15 protein-coding genes are annotated in these 16,273 nt (G+C 71.8%); 7 read left to right on the top strand and 8 right to left on the bottom strand.

Going from position 1 to position 16,273, the window contains the following annotated elements; all coding sequences use genetic code 11:
• Positions 1–122 precede the first annotated feature (122 nt).
• Together ACFY0P_RS03090 and ACFY0P_RS03095 are read right to left on the bottom strand one after the other, a co-directional pair.
• Positions 123–1,757, bottom strand: coding sequence for a M48 family metalloprotease (locus tag ACFY0P_RS03090; RefSeq protein ID WP_388906641.1), 1,635 nt, complete (start codon positions 1,755–1,757; stop codon positions 123–125).
• Positions 1,758–2,038: 281 nt separating this feature from the next.
• Positions 2,039–3,157 (bottom strand): hypothetical protein, encoded by a 1,119-nt coding sequence (locus tag ACFY0P_RS03095; RefSeq protein WP_388906643.1) that lies wholly within the window; start codon positions 3,155–3,157, stop codon positions 2,039–2,041.
• Positions 3,158–3,276: 119 nt separating this feature from the next.
• On the opposite strand from ACFY0P_RS03095, the gene ACFY0P_RS03100 reads away from it, so the two are divergent.
• A complete protein-coding gene (locus tag ACFY0P_RS03100) occupies positions 3,277–4,434 on the top strand; it encodes a cystathionine gamma-synthase (RefSeq protein ID WP_388906645.1) in 1,158 nt (385 codons plus the stop codon).
• Positions 4,435–4,439: 5 nt separating this feature from the next.
• On the opposite strand, the gene ACFY0P_RS03105 is transcribed toward ACFY0P_RS03100, so the two are convergent.
• The 3 genes from ACFY0P_RS03105 to ACFY0P_RS03115 all read right to left on the bottom strand — a co-directional run bounded on the left by ACFY0P_RS03105 (position 4,440) and on the right by ACFY0P_RS03115 (position 5,896).
• Positions 4,440–4,688: a hypothetical protein gene (locus ACFY0P_RS03105; RefSeq protein WP_388906647.1), complete on the bottom strand. Its 249-nt coding sequence runs from the start codon at positions 4,686–4,688 to the stop codon at positions 4,440–4,442.
• Positions 4,685–5,191 (bottom strand): sigma factor-like helix-turn-helix DNA-binding protein, encoded by a 507-nt coding sequence (locus ACFY0P_RS03110; protein ID WP_388906649.1) that lies wholly within the window; start codon positions 5,189–5,191, stop codon positions 4,685–4,687. Before ACFY0P_RS03110 ends, ACFY0P_RS03105 begins: the two co-directional genes overlap by 4 nt.
• Before the next feature lie 204 nt (positions 5,192–5,395).
• The gene (locus ACFY0P_RS03115) at positions 5,396–5,896 is read right to left on the bottom strand and encodes a MarR family winged helix-turn-helix transcriptional regulator (protein ID WP_388907294.1); all 501 of its coding nucleotides are present in this window, start codon (positions 5,894–5,896) and stop codon (positions 5,396–5,398) included.
• A gap of 163 nt (positions 5,897–6,059) precedes the next feature.
• Between ACFY0P_RS03115 and ilvA the strand changes: the two genes are divergently transcribed.
• The 4 genes from ilvA (at position 6,060) to ACFY0P_RS03135 (ending at position 10,113) form a co-directional block, all read left to right on the top strand.
• Complete coding sequence (gene ilvA, locus ACFY0P_RS03120) at positions 6,060–7,289, top strand: threonine ammonia-lyase (protein ID WP_388906651.1); 1,230 nt, start codon at positions 6,060–6,062, stop codon at positions 7,287–7,289.
• Between the two features lie 215 nt (positions 7,290–7,504).
• Positions 7,505–8,509, top strand: a complete 1,005-nt coding sequence (locus ACFY0P_RS03125; protein ID WP_388906653.1) for an ATP-binding cassette domain-containing protein — start codon at positions 7,505–7,507, stop codon at positions 8,507–8,509.
• A complete protein-coding gene (locus ACFY0P_RS03130; protein ID WP_388906655.1) occupies positions 8,506–9,366 on the top strand; it encodes an ABC transporter permease in 861 nt (286 codons plus the stop codon). The genes ACFY0P_RS03125 and ACFY0P_RS03130 overlap by 4 nt, the downstream gene beginning before the upstream one ends.
• A gap of 411 nt (positions 9,367–9,777) precedes the next feature.
• On the top strand, positions 9,778–10,113 hold the full coding sequence (locus tag ACFY0P_RS03135; RefSeq protein ID WP_388906657.1) for a CU044_2847 family protein: 336 nt from the start codon (positions 9,778–9,780) through the stop codon (positions 10,111–10,113).
• A 330-nt stretch (positions 10,114–10,443) separates the two neighbouring features.
• Here ACFY0P_RS03135 and greA read toward each other — a convergent pair whose 3' ends face one another.
• A complete protein-coding gene (gene greA / locus ACFY0P_RS03140; protein ID WP_388906660.1) occupies positions 10,444–10,944 on the bottom strand; it encodes a transcription elongation factor GreA in 501 nt (166 codons plus the stop codon).
• A 168-nt stretch (positions 10,945–11,112) separates the two neighbouring features.
• Positions 11,113–11,511: a DUF4307 domain-containing protein gene (locus ACFY0P_RS03145; protein WP_388906662.1), complete on the bottom strand. Its 399-nt coding sequence runs from the start codon at positions 11,509–11,511 to the stop codon at positions 11,113–11,115.
• 139 nt (positions 11,512–11,650) lie between these two features.
• Here ACFY0P_RS03145 and mca point away from each other — a divergent pair, with 139 nt between their 5' ends.
• Both mca and ACFY0P_RS03155 read left to right on the top strand, forming a co-directional pair.
• Positions 11,651–12,532 carry a mycothiol conjugate amidase Mca gene (mca, locus tag ACFY0P_RS03150; RefSeq protein WP_388906665.1) on the top strand — a complete coding sequence of 294 codons (882 nt, stop codon included), beginning with the start codon at positions 11,651–11,653 and terminating at the stop codon, positions 12,530–12,532.
• On the top strand, positions 12,525–12,758 hold the full coding sequence (locus ACFY0P_RS03155) for a hypothetical protein (protein ID WP_388906667.1): 234 nt from the start codon (positions 12,525–12,527) through the stop codon (positions 12,756–12,758). Before mca ends, ACFY0P_RS03155 begins: the two co-directional genes overlap by 8 nt.
• A 6-nt stretch (positions 12,759–12,764) precedes the next feature.
• Here the strand turns inward: ACFY0P_RS03155 and ACFY0P_RS03160 are convergent, their stop codons facing one another.
• Positions 12,765–15,965, bottom strand: coding sequence for a tetratricopeptide repeat protein (locus ACFY0P_RS03160; protein ID WP_388906670.1), 3,201 nt, complete (start codon positions 15,963–15,965; stop codon positions 12,765–12,767).
• Positions 15,966–16,273: the final 308 nt, after the last annotated feature.

Here is a 16,273-nt window from a genome sequence, read left to right on the forward strand (position 1 = left end):
CTCAGCTTGGCCCCGGTTCCGCCCGACCCGCGTCTTCCTGGCGGAGCGGGGCGGTGGCTTGTGTCGGTGGCAGGGACGACGTGGTGGATCCCGTCTGGATTCCGGCCGCGCCCGTGGCCGGGTCAGGCCGGCTGCGGGGTCGGTGGCAGCAGTGCCCTCAGCGGGCCGGTGTCGGGGTGGTCGCCCAGCGCGGCAGCCACCGCGGCGCGGAGCGCGGCCTCCGTGCCCGCCTCGCCGTCGAGGTCGGACGCGGAACCGGGCAGCCGTACCACCGCCGGACGTGACCAGGAGAACTCCCAGTGCAGCAGCGACCGCGCGCTGAACTCGGCCAGCACCATGCTCTGCAGTGCGTCCCGCAGCACCGGCCGTACGGACTCCCGGAACGCCGGATCCTGCGCCGGCACCGGCTGTCCGGACTGTGGCAGCCGCTGCGCCAGCTGCCACAGCTGGCCGTCGTCGATCACCCTGAGCAGCGCGGGCAGCGTCGGCCGGTCCTCGGTGTGGGAGGCGAGCGCCCGGTGCAGCGGGGTGTCCAGCGAGGCCAGCCCCGCGGCCATCGACGAGCTCAGCAACTGCTCCCACTCCCCGGCCCGCTCGAACTGCCGTACCTCGTCGGTCAGCACGGCGTCCTCCAGCGCGGCCAGGGTCCGGGCCGGGTCGGCGAGCAGGGCCAGGGGCGGGCCGCCGTCCTCCGCGCCGCGCCCGTCGGTGGGCAGTTCCTCGATCCGCCGCACCCGGTCGGCGATCGGCGGATGCGAGTCGTACGGCGATCCGGGCTCCGACGGCAGTTCCTTCCGCAGCCCCGCCAGTTCCGCCTCACGCGCCGTCAGCATCCGGCCGAATCCGCCGAAGAACTGCCCGCGCGGCGGCAGTTGGCGGGCCGGCAGGCCGAGTGTCGCGTACGCGTCGAGGTAGAAGTCGTGGGCGGCGGAGAGGACCGGGATCTCACGGAGCGCCGACGCCGTCGCGTCCCGGCCGGCGATCCGCGCGGCGGCCAGGTCGGCGGCGTACTCCTGCGCGCGGGCCGTCGACAGCGTGGCCCGCATGTAGAGCCTCGCGTACGCCGTGTAGAGCGCCGCCATCAGCCGGTACGTGATTCCGGCCCCGGCGGTGTCGATCTCCTTGGCCTGCCTGCCTTTCGCGGTGCGCCTGGCGGCGGCCTTCTCCTGCCGGGCGCGCTCGGCGGCCTCCTTGCTGTCCGCCCGCGCGTGGAAGTGCCCGACGGTCCGCGCGATCTGCACCCGGCCGCGCACGGCGAGCGCCGACAGCCGGGTGTCACCGCCGGTGAAGTGGCCGTACTCATGGGCGAGTACGGCCTTCAGCCGCGCCTCGGTCAACCCGGTCAGCAGCGGCACACCCAGGTAGAGACGGCGTGGTCCGGGGCGGAGGCCGAGCAGCCGGGGTTCCTCGCTGACCGCCGCGTTGACGTCACCGGTGAGCACGACGGCGTCCGGCGCGCGCGTGCCCGTGGCCGCCGCCAGCTCCCGCACCAGCGCCCACAGCCGGGGCTCGTCGGCCTCCGTGACCAGGAGGCCGGGCGGGTCCTCGCCCTTGGGGGTGCGCAGCATGAACATGCCCCTGACGACCGGGATCGCCAGCAGCAGGGAGACGATCACGATCTTCCCGGCGAAGGCGTCGGGCGCCCACTGCACCGCCGCCACGTCGAGGACGGCCGCCACCGCCAGCAGGACGAGGCTCAGCAGATAGAAGCCGCAGAGCAGAACAAGGGCGCGCAGCGCCCGCAGAGTTGCGCCCATCGGGCAGATCCCCCCACAGGACCCCGGGAAACGGGGCCGACTACGACCAACAGAAGACGAACGGGAGTGTGCAGGAGACGCACGGGCGTCTTGCACGGGTGGAGCGGAGCGAGGGGACGCCGGAGTAAGCCGCACCGCAGGTCAGGACGGCAGTGCAAGCGCCCTGGGACGCCGTGCCCCAAGGGGGCGCGGGGCTGCGGCCGATATGCGGCTGCGGCCGCGTGGGCGCGAGCAGCCCTCACCGGCCCGCCCCGGCACGCGGCCGTTTCCTGTCGGCGCCCTCAGCTGTGCAGCGTCGCCGGGCTGCCGCCGTTCGCCTCGTAGCCGGCCACCGCCAGTGCGCGGAAGAGGGCGAACTCGGCGGCCGGGTTCGCGGACAGTGTCCAGGGCAGGGCCCCCACATGCCCGTCGACGCGTATCAGCTCGCCCATGGCCTCAGCCCAGCGCTCCGAGCGGACCAGGAAGAAGACCAGCAGATGACGGACGTGCGCGAGCATCGGGTCGTCCTGGCGGGCCGAGTGCACCGCGTGCAGGGCGCCGTGGACGGCCTTGGTGACGACCTCGCTCTGGTAGAAGCTCGCCACCAGGTTCACCTCGGGCAGGTGCTCGAAGACCGCGAACAGCGGCATCGCGGCCAGCAGCGAGCCCTGCGGGGCGCGGGCGGCGGCGGCCTCGGCGAAGGAGTACGCCAGCTCGCGCGAGCCGTGCCACTTCTCGCACCAGTAGTGCAGCGCCGCGAGGTGCGCCCCCATGTGCGTGGGTGCGCGGTCCAGGATCCGCAGCCACAGCTGCTCGAACTCCGGCTGCGGGTAGTTCAGCCCGCGCGCCACCGACAGCTCGATGATGTACGGCACCGGGTCGCCGGGGGAGAGCAGCGCCGCCTGCCCGCAGGCGTCCCTGGCCTCCTCCATGATGATCCGGAAGTCGTCGGTGCCGGGCGTCGACGTCCGCCACGCCTGCTGCACCAGGAACTCGGCGTGGACGGCCGCCCCGCCGGCGTCCTTGGGCTGCTCGGCCCGCCAGACCCGCAGCCACTGCCCGCCCGGGGTCTCGCTGACCCCGCCCGGCCGCTCCTTGAGCTCCAGCGCCGCCGCGCCGGCGAAGGCCTGCACGCGCTGCCAGCGCAGCTCGCCCGCGATCTCCGTGCCCGCGAGCAGCTGCGAGGCCGCCCGGTAGTCCTGGGTGCGCTGCACGACGCCGAGGACGTCCAGCAGGTCCTGGTCGGGGCCGGGCATGCGGATGTCCAGGTCCTCCTCGCGCACGAAGCCGTAGTCCGCCGGGTCGGCGGCGTCCGGGTGGCTCGGGTGGACCTGCTCGATCACGCCGCGCCGCCGCCGCAGGACGGGGAGCAGCGCGAAGCTCAGCAGGAGCAGCGCCATCAGGGCCCAGAGAATCGCCATGCGTCAAGCGAACCAGACGGCGCCGACAATTGGCCAACCGGTGGCCTGACCTGTGGACAACCGGTGCCCCGGCCTGTGGACGACGCGCGGGGGCCGTAGGAGCACTAGGCTCGTCAACCATGAGCGACAGGCACCACATCAGTCAGCACTTCGAGACGCTCGCCATCCACGCGGGCAACACGGCGGACCCCCTCACCGGTGCGGTCGTACCGCCGATCTACCAGGTCTCGACCTACAAGCAGGACGGCGTCGGCGGACTGCGCGGCGGCTATGAGTACAGCCGTAGCGCCAACCCCACCAGGACCGCCCTCGAGGAGAACCTCGCCGCCCTGGAAGGGGGCCGGCGCGGCCTCGCGTTCGCGTCCGGGCTGGCGGCCGAGGACGCCCTGCTGCGCACGCTGCTCAGCCCCGGCGACCACGTGGTCATCCCGAACGACGCCTACGGCGGCACGTTCCGGCTGTTCGCGAAGGTCGTCTCCCGATGGGGCGTGGAGTGGTCCGTCGCCGACACCAGCGACCCGTCCGCGGTGCGTGCCGCGATCACCCCGAAGACCAAGGCGGTCTGGGTGGAGACCCCCTCCAACCCGCTGCTCGGCATCACCGACATCGCCGCCGTCGCCCAGGTCGCCCACGACGCGGGCGCCCGGCTCGTCGTCGACAACACCTTCGCCACGCCCTACCTCCAGCAGCCGCTCTCGCTCGGCGCGGACGCCGTCGTGCACTCGCTGACGAAGTACATGGGCGGTCACTCGGACGTGGTCGGCGGCGCGCTGATCGTGTCGGACCAGGCCCTCGGCGAGGAGCTGGCCTACCACCAGAACGCGATGGGCGCGGTGGCCGGACCGTTCGACTCGTGGCTGGTGCTGCGCGGCACCAAGACGCTCGCCGTGCGCATGGACCGGCACAGCGAGAACGCCACCAGGATCGCCGACATGCTGAGCCGGCACGCGCGCGTGACGCGTGTCCTGTACCCGGGCCTGCCCGAGCACCCGGGGCACGAGACCGCCGCCAAGCAGATGAAGGCGTTCGGCGGCATGGTGTCCTTCCAGGTCACGGGCGGCGAGGAGGCGGCCGTCGAGGTCTGCAACCGCGCCAAGGTGTTCACGCTCGGCGAGTCCCTGGGCGGCGTCGAGTCCCTGATCGAGCACCCGGGGCGCATGACGCACGCCTCGGCGGCCGGCTCCGCCCTGGAGGTGCCCGCCGACCTGGTGCGGTTGTCCGTGGGCATCGAGAACGTCGACGACCTGCTGGAAGACCTCCAGCAGGCGCTCGGCTGATCGTTTCACCAGTCGACGATGGGCGGAGTCGTCGTGGACGGCGGCTCCACCCACGGATGCACCGTCGCCGCCCACACCGTGAACGCCACGGCCGCCGCGCACAGCAGCAGCCACAGCAGGCGGCGGGCCCTGCGTCGGCGCCGCAGCATCCGGCCGCCCCGGCCCAGCACCTCGCCGTAGAGGTCGGGCGGTACCGGCGGCGGTGCCTGTTCCATGATCCGCCGGGCCGCGGCCTCGCGTTCGACGCGGTTCACGACGGTGCCACCTTCGCCCCCAGCACCGCGGGCGCCGCCTTCCGCGGCGGATGCAGCAGGGTGGCCGTCGCCCGGTCGCAGAGGACGTGCACGCGCTCCGTGGGCAGGCCGAGCAGCGCCGCCGTCTGCTCCTCGGCGACCCCCTCGTACAGGCGCAGCACCAGGATCAGGCGCTCGCGCGGTGTGAGCCCGGCGAGGGCGCTGCGGGGGTGCGGGCGGGTGCGGCTGAGCGGGCCGCCGTACTGGTGCCAGGCGGAGTTCGCGAAGCGCAGGGCAAGGTACTGCCGGGCCCGGTCGTACGGGTCCTCGCCGCGCAGCCGGTCCCAGCACGCGTACGTGTGCGCGAGCGCGAGGGTCAGCAGGCGCCGCGCGCGGGGGTTGGCGTCCGGCGCCTCGGCGGTCAGCAGGGTGGCGGCATGCAACAGCCGTCCTGCCGCGCCCGCGACGAACGCCTCGAACTCCCGGGCCCGGCGGGCGTTCTGCAGCGCCTGCCGATCGCGCACCGTTCCTCCCCGACTGCGGGGGCCCGAACACGGGTACGTCGGGGCCCGGTCTCATATGAGGTCAGGGTCGGGTCCACGGTCAAGAGCCGCGCGTCACGCGCGCGCGGCGGATGCGCGTGACACGCGCGCGTGACGGATGCGGCGGATGCCTGCGGGAAGCCCCGGAGACGCGGGAAGCCCGGGGTGTCCGCGCCCGGCCGGCGGTCAGGAGGCCTGCGGGCTGTCCGGGCCCGGCGGCACGGCCATCCGCGCGGACAGCGCGCTGTTGAAGCGGGTGAGCAGCGCGCAGAACGTCTCGCGCTCCGCCGGCTCCCAGTCGTGCGTCAGCTCCGCCATCAACTGGCGCCGCGACGAACGCACTTCCTCCAGCCGCGACAGCCCGCGCGGGGACAGCTGGAGCACCACGGCCCGGCCGTCCTCGGGGTGCGAGGTGCGCTTGACGAGCCCGGTGTCGACCAGCGGAGCCACCTGCCGGGTGACCGTGGACGAGTCGATCCCCATACTCGCGGCGAGCGCCTTGACCCCCATGGGGCCTTCCTTGTCGAGGCGGTTGAGCAGCAGATACGCGGCGCGGTCCATGGAGTTGCGCACCTGCCCGACGCCGCCGAGCCGGGTCTGTTCGGCACGGCGGGCGAACACCGCCACCTCGTGCTGCAGAGTGTCGAGAAGACCGGTGTCACCGACGGTCGTCATGTCCATCGACATTTCGGGTGTTGTGGGCATGGCCGGGGGCTCGCTTCATGAAAGGAGTGCTGATGTGGGGGACAGAGTACGCGGACAGGGGGCGAGCCGTACCGGCGCTGCGCAAACCGGTCTCGGAGCTTGGTCACACCCGCGCCTTCGGCCTGTGAACTGCGAGACTTGAGTCATGAGCTACAGCACGGCTGACTCCTTGCGCCCCGTCACCCTCGACGACGTGCGCGGCGCCCAGAAGATGCTCACGGGCGTGGCGCGGACGACCGCCATGGAGGGCAGCAGGCATCTGTCCCGGCTGGTCGGCTCACCGGTGCACCTCAAGTGCGAGAACCTCCAGCGGACCGGCTCGTTCAAGCTGCGCGGAGCCTACGTCCGGATCGCCGGATTGCTGCCCGAGGAGCGCGCCGCCGGGGTCGTCGCGGCGAGCGCCGGGAACCACGCTCAGGGTGTGGCGCTGGCCTCGTCGCTGCTCGGCGTGCACTCGACGGTGTTCATGCCCCACGGCGCCCCACTGCCCAAGATCAGCGCCACCGAGGAGTACGGCGCGGAGGTGCGGCTGCACGGCCAGGTGGTCGACGAGACGCTGGCCGCCGCCCAGGAGTACGCGGCCGAAACCGGCGCGGTGTTCATCCACCCCTTCGACCACCCGGACATCATCGCAGGTCAGGGTACGGTCGGGCTGGAGATCCTGGACCAGTGCCCGGAGGTCGGCACGATCGTCGTCGGAATCGGCGGCGGCGGGCTCGCGGCCGGGATCGCGGTCGCGGTGAAGGCGGTCAGGCCGGACGTGCGGATCGTCGGAGTCCAGGCGGCGGGCGCGGCCGCGTATCCGCCCTCGCTGGCGGCCGGGCACCCGGTCACGGTGGCGAACCCGGCGACGATGGCCGACGGCATCAAGGTCGGACGGCCCGGTGACGTGCCGTTCGCGCTCGTCGAGGAACTGGTCGACGAGGTCCGCACGGTCAGCGAGGACCAGCTGTCCGCCGCGCTGCTGCTCTGCCTGGAGCGGGCCAAGATGGTCGTGGAACCGGCCGGGGCCAGCCCGGTCGCGGCGCTGCTGGGCGATCCCGGCGCCTTCGCCGGGCCGGTCGTCGCCGTGCTGTCCGGCGGCAACGTCGACCCGGTGCTGCTGCAGCGGGTGCTGCGGCACGGCATGGCCGCCCAGGGCCGCTACCTGGCCGTACGGCTGCGGCTGACCGACCGGCCGGGCGCGCTCGCCACCCTGCTCGGGGTGCTGTCGGCGGTCGACGCGAACGTCCTCGACGTGAGCCATGTCCGCACCGACCCCCGCCTCGGGCTCACGGAGGCCGAGGTCGAACTCCACCTGGAGACCAAGGGGCCTGCCCACTGCGTCGAGGTCGGCCGGTCCCTGCGTGAGGCCGGTTACACGGTCATCGCCTGAGCACGGCGGGCCTTTCCCGGCGGAAAACGTCCAGGTCAGTGCCTGTTCATTCACTCGTTCGGGAAAATCCGTCGACGAACGCGATACATCGCGTTATGGTGTGTCGCGTGGCCACCGCTGCCCCCGCCCGCAGTCGCGTCGGCGGAAAACCATAGGCGGACCGAGGGCCGCGTACCTAGCCTTCTCACAGCATCCCCGACGACGTGGAGACCCATATGCCAGGCGCCATCTATGCCGAAGGTCTGGTCAAGACCTTCGGCGACGTAAGGGCTTTGGACGGCGTCGACCTCGATGTCCCCGAAGGCACGGTCCTCGGACTGCTCGGGCCGAACGGCGCCGGCAAGACGACGGCCGTCCGCTGCCTGACGACCCTGCTCCGCCCCGACAGCGGCAAGGCGGTCGTCGCGGGCATAGACGTCCTCAGGCAACCGGACGCCGTACGCCGCTCCATCGGCCTGTCCGGTCAGTTCGCGGCGGTCGACGAATACCTCACCGGCCGCGAGAACCTGCAGATGGTCGGCCAGCTCTACCAGATGCGGGCCAAGCAGGCCAAGGCCCGCGCGGTCGAACTGCTGGAGCAGTTCCACCTCACCGACGCCGCCGACCGCCCCACCAAGACCTACTCCGGCGGCATGCGCCGCCGCCTCGACCTCGCCGCCGCCCTCGTCGTCTCCCCGCCCGTGATGTTCATGGACGAGCCGACCACCGGCCTCGATCCGCGCAACCGCCAGCAGTTGTGGGAGGTCATCCAGCAGCTGGTCTCCGGCGGTACGACCCTGCTGCTCACCACTCAGTACCTGGAAGAAGCGGACCACCTCGCCCACGACATCGCGGTCGTCGACCACGGCAAGGTCATCGCCCAGGGCACCTCCGACGAGCTCAAGGCCCGCACCGGCGGCGAGCGCGTCGAGGTCGTGGTGCACGAGCGCGAGCACATCCGGACCGCCACGGAGGTGCTGCGCGGCTTCGGCAAGGGCGACACCACCGTCGAGGAGCACACCCGCAAGCTCACCGTGCCCGTCACCGGCGGCGCCAAGCTGCTCGCCGAGGTCATCCGCGAGCTGGACTCCCGGGGCATCGAGATCGACGACATCGCCCTGCGCCGCCCCACCCTCGACGACGTCTTCCTGTCCCTGACCGGACACGTGGCCGAGGAGAAGCCCGAGGGCAACGGCGAGCAGGGAAACAAGAAGAGCAGCCGCAAGGAGGCCGCGAAGTGAGTGCCGTCAGCGACACCGCGCGGGTGCCGGCCACCGCCGGCAACGCCGTGACCCAGTCGTTCCGCGACTCGATGGTGGTCGCGAAACGCAATCTGATCCGAATGTCCCGGATCCCCGAGATGATTATCTACGGGCTGATCCAGCCGATCATGTTCGTGGTGCTGTTCACCTACGTCTTCGGCGGTTCCATGCAGATCGGCGGCAGCACCAGCGCCGTCGACTACAAGAACTTCCTGATGGCCGGCATCTTCGCGCAGACCGTCACCTTCGCGACGGCCAGCTCCGGAGCCGGTATCGCCGACGACATGCACAAGGGACTCATCGACCGCTTCCGCTCCCTGCCCATGGCGCGCGGCGCGGTGCTGACCGGGCGCACGCTCGCCGACCTGGTGCAGACGGCCCTGACCCTGGTGGTCCTGGCCGTGGTCGCCCTGATCGTCGGCTGGCGCGTCGGAACCAACGGCGACACCAACGCCGGCAAGGTCCTCGCCGCCTTCGGCCTGCTGCTCCTGCTCGGCTACGCGTTCACCTGGATCGGCGCCCTGATCGGCATGTCCGTCCGCACCCCCGAGGCGGCCACCTCCAGCGGACTGATCTGGCTGTTCCCGGTCACCTTCATCTCGAACGCGTTCGTGGACACCGCCCACATGACCCCGTGGCTGCGGCACATCGCCGAGTGGAACCCGTTCAGTGCCACCGTGCAGGCCTGCCGGGTGCTCTTCGGCAACCCCGGCCAGTCCCTGTCACAGGCCTGGCCGATGCAGCACCCGGTGTCGGCGTCGCTGATCTACTCGGCCCTGATCATCGCGATATTCCGGACGCTCGCGGTCCGCAAATATCGTCGGGCGGCCGGCTGAGGGGGAGTCAGTTCGGCGCTGCCCACTGGGGCCCGCGGCAGAGAAGGTGTAAAGCCCGGGCGTGAGGGCGAGGGGGTGGTGGTCAGGCTCGTCAACGCACTTGCGCAGCAGGGGAGTTGACGTGCTGCCCTCCGGTCGGGAGTCGTCCGCCGGAGGGGCTGTGGCAGCGCCGGTGCGGTGACGGGCGGCTGGGCGCGCGGCGCTCCCCGATTCGGGCCGTTCGAATGCCGCAATCACCCGGCGCCGTGCCGACGCCGGAATCTCCGCGGAATGTTTCAGCGTCAACCTTTCGGTACGGATGGAGAGTTCCCCTCTGTTGCGGTTTGCCGCAGAAGCGACAGAGGAGGAAAATAGGGGAAAGCAGCCACATTTTCCCCAGTTGATTTACCTGACTCCCCAGCAGGAGGACCCGTGGTCCAGCTGGCTCGCATCGCTCTGGAGGACGGCGGCTCCATCCTGGTCGAAGCCCCTGTCGTAGGGGACGGACCGGTGAAGGCAGGCCGGATCGGCGATGTCGTGCACGATCTGCCGGAGAGTCTGCAGGGAGCCCTGAGTTCGGTCGGCCGGGCAGCGCGCACCGCACGCGACGAGCTGCGCAAGGCGGCTCCCGACGAGATCACGCTCGAATTCGGTGTCGATCTCGCGGTGGAGGCCGGGGCCGTGATCAGCAAGAGCAGCGCCAACAGCCATCTGAAGGTCACCATGACCTGGAAGAGTGCTCCCGGCCATTCCTCCGGGAGTGAGTAGGCCCCCTTGTCGGGATTGCTTGTCGGGATTGCGGAACGCCGACGCCGCCGGAGTCGGCCCTGGGCGACAGGTGGCGCTGAGCTTCCTCCAGGCGGACGGTGCCCGTCGGGTCGAGGGCCTTGTCACGGCGCCCCAGCCCGCCCTTCTGATTCAGAACATCTGCCGCGCCGTCGACCGTGACCTGTCCCCGCAGGAGCGCTCGCAGTACCTCCCGGATCACGCGTCCGGGCGCGTATGCCCCGTCAGCCACCAGGCGGCTGCGGCGCGTGCCGCAGGGAACGACAAGGCCCCCGGCGTCCCGCGGACGCCGGGGGCAGGTGGCTGTTCGGGTCAGCCCGAGTAGGGCTCGGCCTTCAGGATCCTCACCGAGGCCTTCTTGCCGTTCGGCAGCTCGTACTCCGCGTCCTCGCCGACCTTGTGGCCGATCACGCCGGTGCCGAGAGGGGACTGCGGGGAATAGGTCTCGACGTCGGCGCTGGCGTACTCGCGCGAGGCGAGGAGGAACGTCATGGTGTCGTCCTCGTCACCGTCGAAGGCGATGGTCACCACCATGCCGGGCGCGACGGCGCCGTCCGTGGACGCCGGGGCCTCGCCGACCTTGGCGTTCTCCAGAAGCTGGGTCAGCTGGCGCACACGGAGCTCCTGCTTGCCCTGCTCCTCCTTGGCCGCGTGGTACCCGCCGTTCTCGCGCAGGTCGCCCTCCTCGCGCGCGGCCGCGATCTTGGCGGCGATCTCCGTGCGCGCAGGACCAGACAGGTACTCCAGCTCGGCCCTGAGCTGGTTGTACGCCTCCTGGGTCAGCCAGGTGACGTTCTCGCTGGTCTGGGTCACAGGTGCTCCTCGTCGGTACTGGGAATACAAAGCATCGCCCTACCCGGAAGCATGTTCCTTCATGGAAGGGCGAAACCACGAGCCTAACAATTCAACGGCGGAAGGGGGAGGACATAAGCCATCAGAATTACGTCAGCGCAGGTCAGCGCCTACGTATTCCGGGTGATGTCAGTCGGCGTGGCAGCCGAGCAGCTCCGCCGTGGTGCCCCGGGCGGTCGTACGGAGCGTGACCACTCTGTCGATCTCGGTCGCGGAACCCGTGAAATGGAAGTCCGCCCGGCCCACCTCGGAGCCGTCCGCCGCCTGGGAGCGCAGCGTGCAGTAGCCGGAGGCGCCGGATTCCTTGTGGACCTCCAGGTGCACCTCGACCGCATGGGCCGAGGCCGCGAAGGTGACGACCTGGGCGCTGATCTTGCTCTGTACGACATAGTGGTAGGCCCAGTAGCCGACCAGGACGAGCAGCAGCGCGCCCAGGACCGCCCCGGCGACCTTGAGCTTGCGGTCGGCGCGCTCGTCCGAGGAGCTGCCGTAACGGCCCTCGGGCAGCCGCGTACTCGCGGTACTCATGATCGTCCTCCTGGCAGGAACCACCCCGGACCCGTTCAGGAACCGGACCCCGGAATTATTCGCCCCCCGATTCGGTCACTATAGAAGCCGCCGATCGCACCCCAAGACACCGGGGCGCCGACTTACCAAGGATTGAGTCTTGACTGACCAGCTGCGACTGATGGCCGTCCACGCCCACCCCGACGACGAGTCGAGCAAGGGCGCGGCCACCATGGCGAAGTACGTGTCCGAGGGGGTGGACGTGCTGGTCGTGACCTGCACGGGTGGGGAGCGCGGCTCCATCCTCAATCCCAAGCTGCAGGGCGACAAGTACATCGAGGAGCACATCCACGAGGTACGCAAGAAGGAGATGGACGAGGCCCGCGAGATCCTCGGCGTCAAGCAGGAGTGGCTCGGCTTCGTCGACTCCGGTCTGCCCGAGGGCGACCCGCTGCCGCCGCTGCCCGAGGGCTGCTTCGCCCTGGAGGACGTCGACAAGGCGGCCGGCGAGCTGGTGCGCAGCATCCGCGCGTTCCGCCCGCAGGTGATCACCACCTACGACGAGAACGGCGGCTACCCGCACCCCGACCACATCATGACCCACAAGATCTCGATGGTGGCCTTCGAGGGCGCGGCCGACGCCGAGAAGTACCCCGAGGCCGAGTTCGGGCCGGTCTTCCAGCCGCAGAAGCTCTACTACAACCAGGGCTTCAACCGCCCGCGCACCGAGGCGCTGCACAACGCCATGCTGGAACGCGGCCTGGAGTCGCCCTACGGGGACTGGCTGAAGCGGTGGAACGAGTTCGAGCGCACCGAGCGCACCCTGACCACGCACATCCCGTGCGCGGACTTCTTCGAGATCCGCGACAAGGCGCTGATCGCGCACGCCACGCAGATCGACCCGGACGGCGGCTGGTTCAAGGTGCCGCTGGACCTCCAGAAGGAGGTCTGGCCGACCGAGGAGTACGAGCTGGCGAAGTCGCTCGTCGACACCTCCCTCCCCGAGGACGACCTCTTTGCGGGCATCCGCGACAATGCCTGACATGAGCGCAAGCCTGGCACTGACGCACCTCGTCCCCCTCGCCAAGGAGGTCGACGAGAACAAGGTCACCCCCGGAGTCCTCGGCTTCATCGTCTTCGCGGTGATGGCCCTGGCGGTCTGGGGCCTGATGAAGTCCATGAACAAGCACATGCAGAAGGTCGACTTCAAGGAGTCCGCCCAGCCGGGGGCGGACTCCAAGGCACCGGCGGCCGATCCCAAGAGCTGACCGGCGTCACGTCCCGGCCGGCACCGGCACGCCCATCACCTCGCGGGCGTGCCGGCTGGGCACCATGCCCAGACGCCAGGCCTGCCACCCCGACTCCAGCTGTATCCCGCGTTCCAGGAGCAGGCCGTACGTCGTGACGTACTCGGCCAGCTTCTCGTCGCGCAGCGGGTGCGCGGTGCGGGCGAGCTGGGCCAGGTCCTCCTGGGCGACGGCGGTGCCCACCTCCACGCCGCCGGGCGCGGCGTAGGGGAGCAGCGTGCAGCGCAGGAAGCGGGCCCAGTCCTCGCCGCGCCGGTCGCCGTACGACGCGAACAGGGTGACCGCCTCGTCGCACAGGGCGACGGCCTGCTGGGTGCGGGTGTTGCCGGCGTCGACGACGGCCAGCTCCAGACAGGTCCAGGCCTCGCCGTGGACCACGCCGATGCGCTGGAAGTCGGCGCGGGCGTCGACGAGGAGCTGGCGGGCGAAACCCGAGTTGCGCAGCGAGCCGGTCTGGGCCGCCCGCTGGTCGCGGGTGACCCGGGCCGAGTGGTGGCGGGCGCAGGCCAGGCCGTAGACGTCCCGCATCCGGGAGAACATGGTCCGCGAGCGCTCCAGCTCGCGGACCGCCTGGTCGAGGGTGCCGGTCTCCTCCAGGGCCAGGCCCAGGTAGTACACCGTCCAGGCCTCGCCGCGCGCGTCCTCGTTCTCCCGGTGCCGGGCCGCCGCCGCGCGCAGTCCGTCGACCGCCGGGGACGCGTCGCCGTCCACCAGCCGGGCCCGCGCCAGCTGGGTCAGCGCCCAGGCCTCGCCCCGGGCGTCCCGGGTACGGCCGTAGCGGTCCAGCGCGGCCCGCAGCTCCCGCTCCGCCCGCGGTACGTCGCCCATGCGCAGCGCCAGCTGACCGAGCTGGAAGTGCGCCCAGGCCTCGCCGTGCACCGAGCCGCCCTCCCGGTGCAGGACGAGCGAGCGGGTGAGCAGGTCGAGGGCCTCCGGCAGCCGGGCCCGGTCGCGCTGTACCGCCGCCAGGGCGTGCATCGTCCACGCCCGGTCGGTGGCCAGCTCGGGGGCGGCCTGGAGGTCGAGGGCCTCCTGGAGCTTGGCCGCGGCCTCGGTGAGGTGGCCCTGGTGGTGCAGGGTGATCCCCAGCGAACACAGCGCGCGGGCCGCTCCGGCGTCGTGGTGCGCCTCCAGGTAGAGGTCGACGACCGAGGTGAGGGTGGCGCGGGCCTTGTCCAGTTCGCCCAGCTGACGGGCCGCGATGCCGGTACGCCACTGCACCGAGCGCACAAGGAGACCCTGGTCGACCGACTGCGCCAGCTCGCTGATCTCACCGAGCCGGTAGAGGTCGCCGCGCAGCAGGCAGTAGTCGCACAGCGCACCCAGCAGGTTCTGTACGGCGGCCTGGTCGACGCCCTCCGCGTGCCGCAGCGCCACCGTGATGAAGCTCGACTCGTCGTCCAGCCAGCGCAGCGCCTCGTCGAGCGAGGTGAAGCCGTGCGGGCTGAACCGGTCCGAGCGCGTCGACATGTTGCCGTCGACCAGCCGCAGCACCGAGTCGGCCAGCTCCGCGTAGTTCACGATCAGCCGCTCCTGCGCCGCCGTGCGGTCGGCCGGGGTCTCCTCGTCCAGCAGACGGGCCTGGGCGAACGAGCGGACCAGGTCGTGCAGGCGGTAGCGGCTGCCCCGGACATGGTCGACCAGGCCGGCCCGGGTGAGCGCGACCAGGTGCCGGGTCGCCTCGGCCTCGTCGGCGCCCAGCAGGGCGGCCGCGGCCGCCGCGCCCATCGAGGCCCGGCCCGCCAGCGCCAGCCTCCTCAGCAGCCGCCGCCCGGTCTCCGGCTGGTCGGTGTACCGCAGCCACAGCACCCGCTCCACCGGCCCGACCGGACCGTACGCGCCCAGGTCCGTGGCCAGTTGGAGCGGTGAACGCGAGCCCAGCGACGAACCCGCCACTCGCAGCGCCAGCGGCAGCCCGCCGCACAACTCCCGGATCCGGTCCGCGGACTGCGCGTCGTACGGCCCCGACGCGTCCTCGGCCGCCGCGTCCAGCAGTTCCTCCGCCCCGGCCGCGTCCAGCGCCGTGACCGGCAGCTGGTGCACCCAGGCCGGCAGGTCGGCGGGCAGGTCGAGCTGGTCCCGGGCGGTGACCAGGACCAGGCTGTCTGAACGCTCCGGCACCAGGGTGCGCACCTGCTCCGGATCCGAGGCGTCGTCCAGCACGATCGTCACCGGGAGACCCGTGAGGTGCTGGTGGTACAGCTCGCTCAGCCGCTTGACCTGCTGGTCGGCGGAGGAACGCTCACGGAACAGCAGCTGCTCGCGCGGCGCTCCCAGCCGGTTGAGCAGATGCAGCAGGGCGTCCCGGGTGGGCAGCGGCGGCTCCTCCCGGCTGTCCCCGCGCAGGTCCACCACGACCGCGCCCCGGAAGAGGTCCTTCAGTTCGTGGGTGGCCCGGACCGCGAGGGCGGTCCGGCCGGAGCCGGGCTCCCCGTGCAGGACCACGACCGTCGGCCGGGTCTCCGTGGCCGCCCGGGCCGCCTGCGCCCACTGCCGGATCCGCGCCAGCTCCTGCTGCCGGCCGGCGAACGGGCGGTCCGCGTCGGGGAGCTGACCGAACGACTGCTGCAGCACCGTACGCCTGCGGGCCGCCGCGCTCTTGTCCGCGCCGCGCAGCCCCGGCCCCTGCTTCTTCGGCCCCGTGGAGGCGCTGAGCACCCGTTGCTGATCGAGGAAGGGCCGGATGCCCCGGACCTCCAGCGCGGTCAGCCACTGCAGCCGCAGCTGCTCGGGGCCGCCGGGCTGACCGGCCGCGCCGGCGTGGTGATGAGCGGCGGGCAGATGGGAACCGGCGACCTTGACGACCGTGGCCGCCGCCCCGATCACCCCGACGGCCACGCCCGCGCCGAGCGCCGTGGCCGCCCCGGTGCCCAGGGAGAGGTCGGCGACGGTGGCGGCGACCGCCGCGACGGCCGCGACCAGCAGGGGTGTTCCGGAGCCCTCCTTGGCGTAGCGCCGGCCGAAGCTCGGCCGGCCCGCCTCCGTCTCGTCGAGGGCGTGGGTGTACGCCGTGTACTCCTCGGCGGCGGTCCGCTCCAACTCCCCGAGCTCGCCGCGTGCGCGGGTCAGCAGCACCTGCCCGTCGACGCGGCCGCCCGAGCGGCGGACCTCCTCCTCCACGGCCCGCACCAGCAGCCGATCGGCTTCCGCCCGGTGGGCGTCCCGCATGTTCCGTCCCCCTCCAGCGGCAACTCCTTTGTCCACAAGTGTCCTTGCGAAGGGTCGCGATGGCGAGGGGGCGACGATCAGACGGCCGGTGAGGGTTCGGTGGTGGTCCCCTGGCACGGAGGTCTTCGAGACGGCAGGCGGACAGCAGCGGGGCTTCGGCTCTGCCGACCGGTGACACAACCCTCATGCGGCGAGGGAATGCCCGGCGCGGAATTCGGCGGGTGCCGATCGCCGAGAACGCGGGCCGGCCGAAGCTTCGACGAGCTCCCCACTTACCGCGCGACCGAAGCCGGCACCTGGAACGAGGA

The organism is Streptomyces sp. NPDC001714, from assembly GCF_042892755.1.
In the GTDB taxonomy this organism is placed as follows: domain Bacteria; phylum Actinomycetota; class Actinomycetes; order Streptomycetales; family Streptomycetaceae; genus Streptomyces.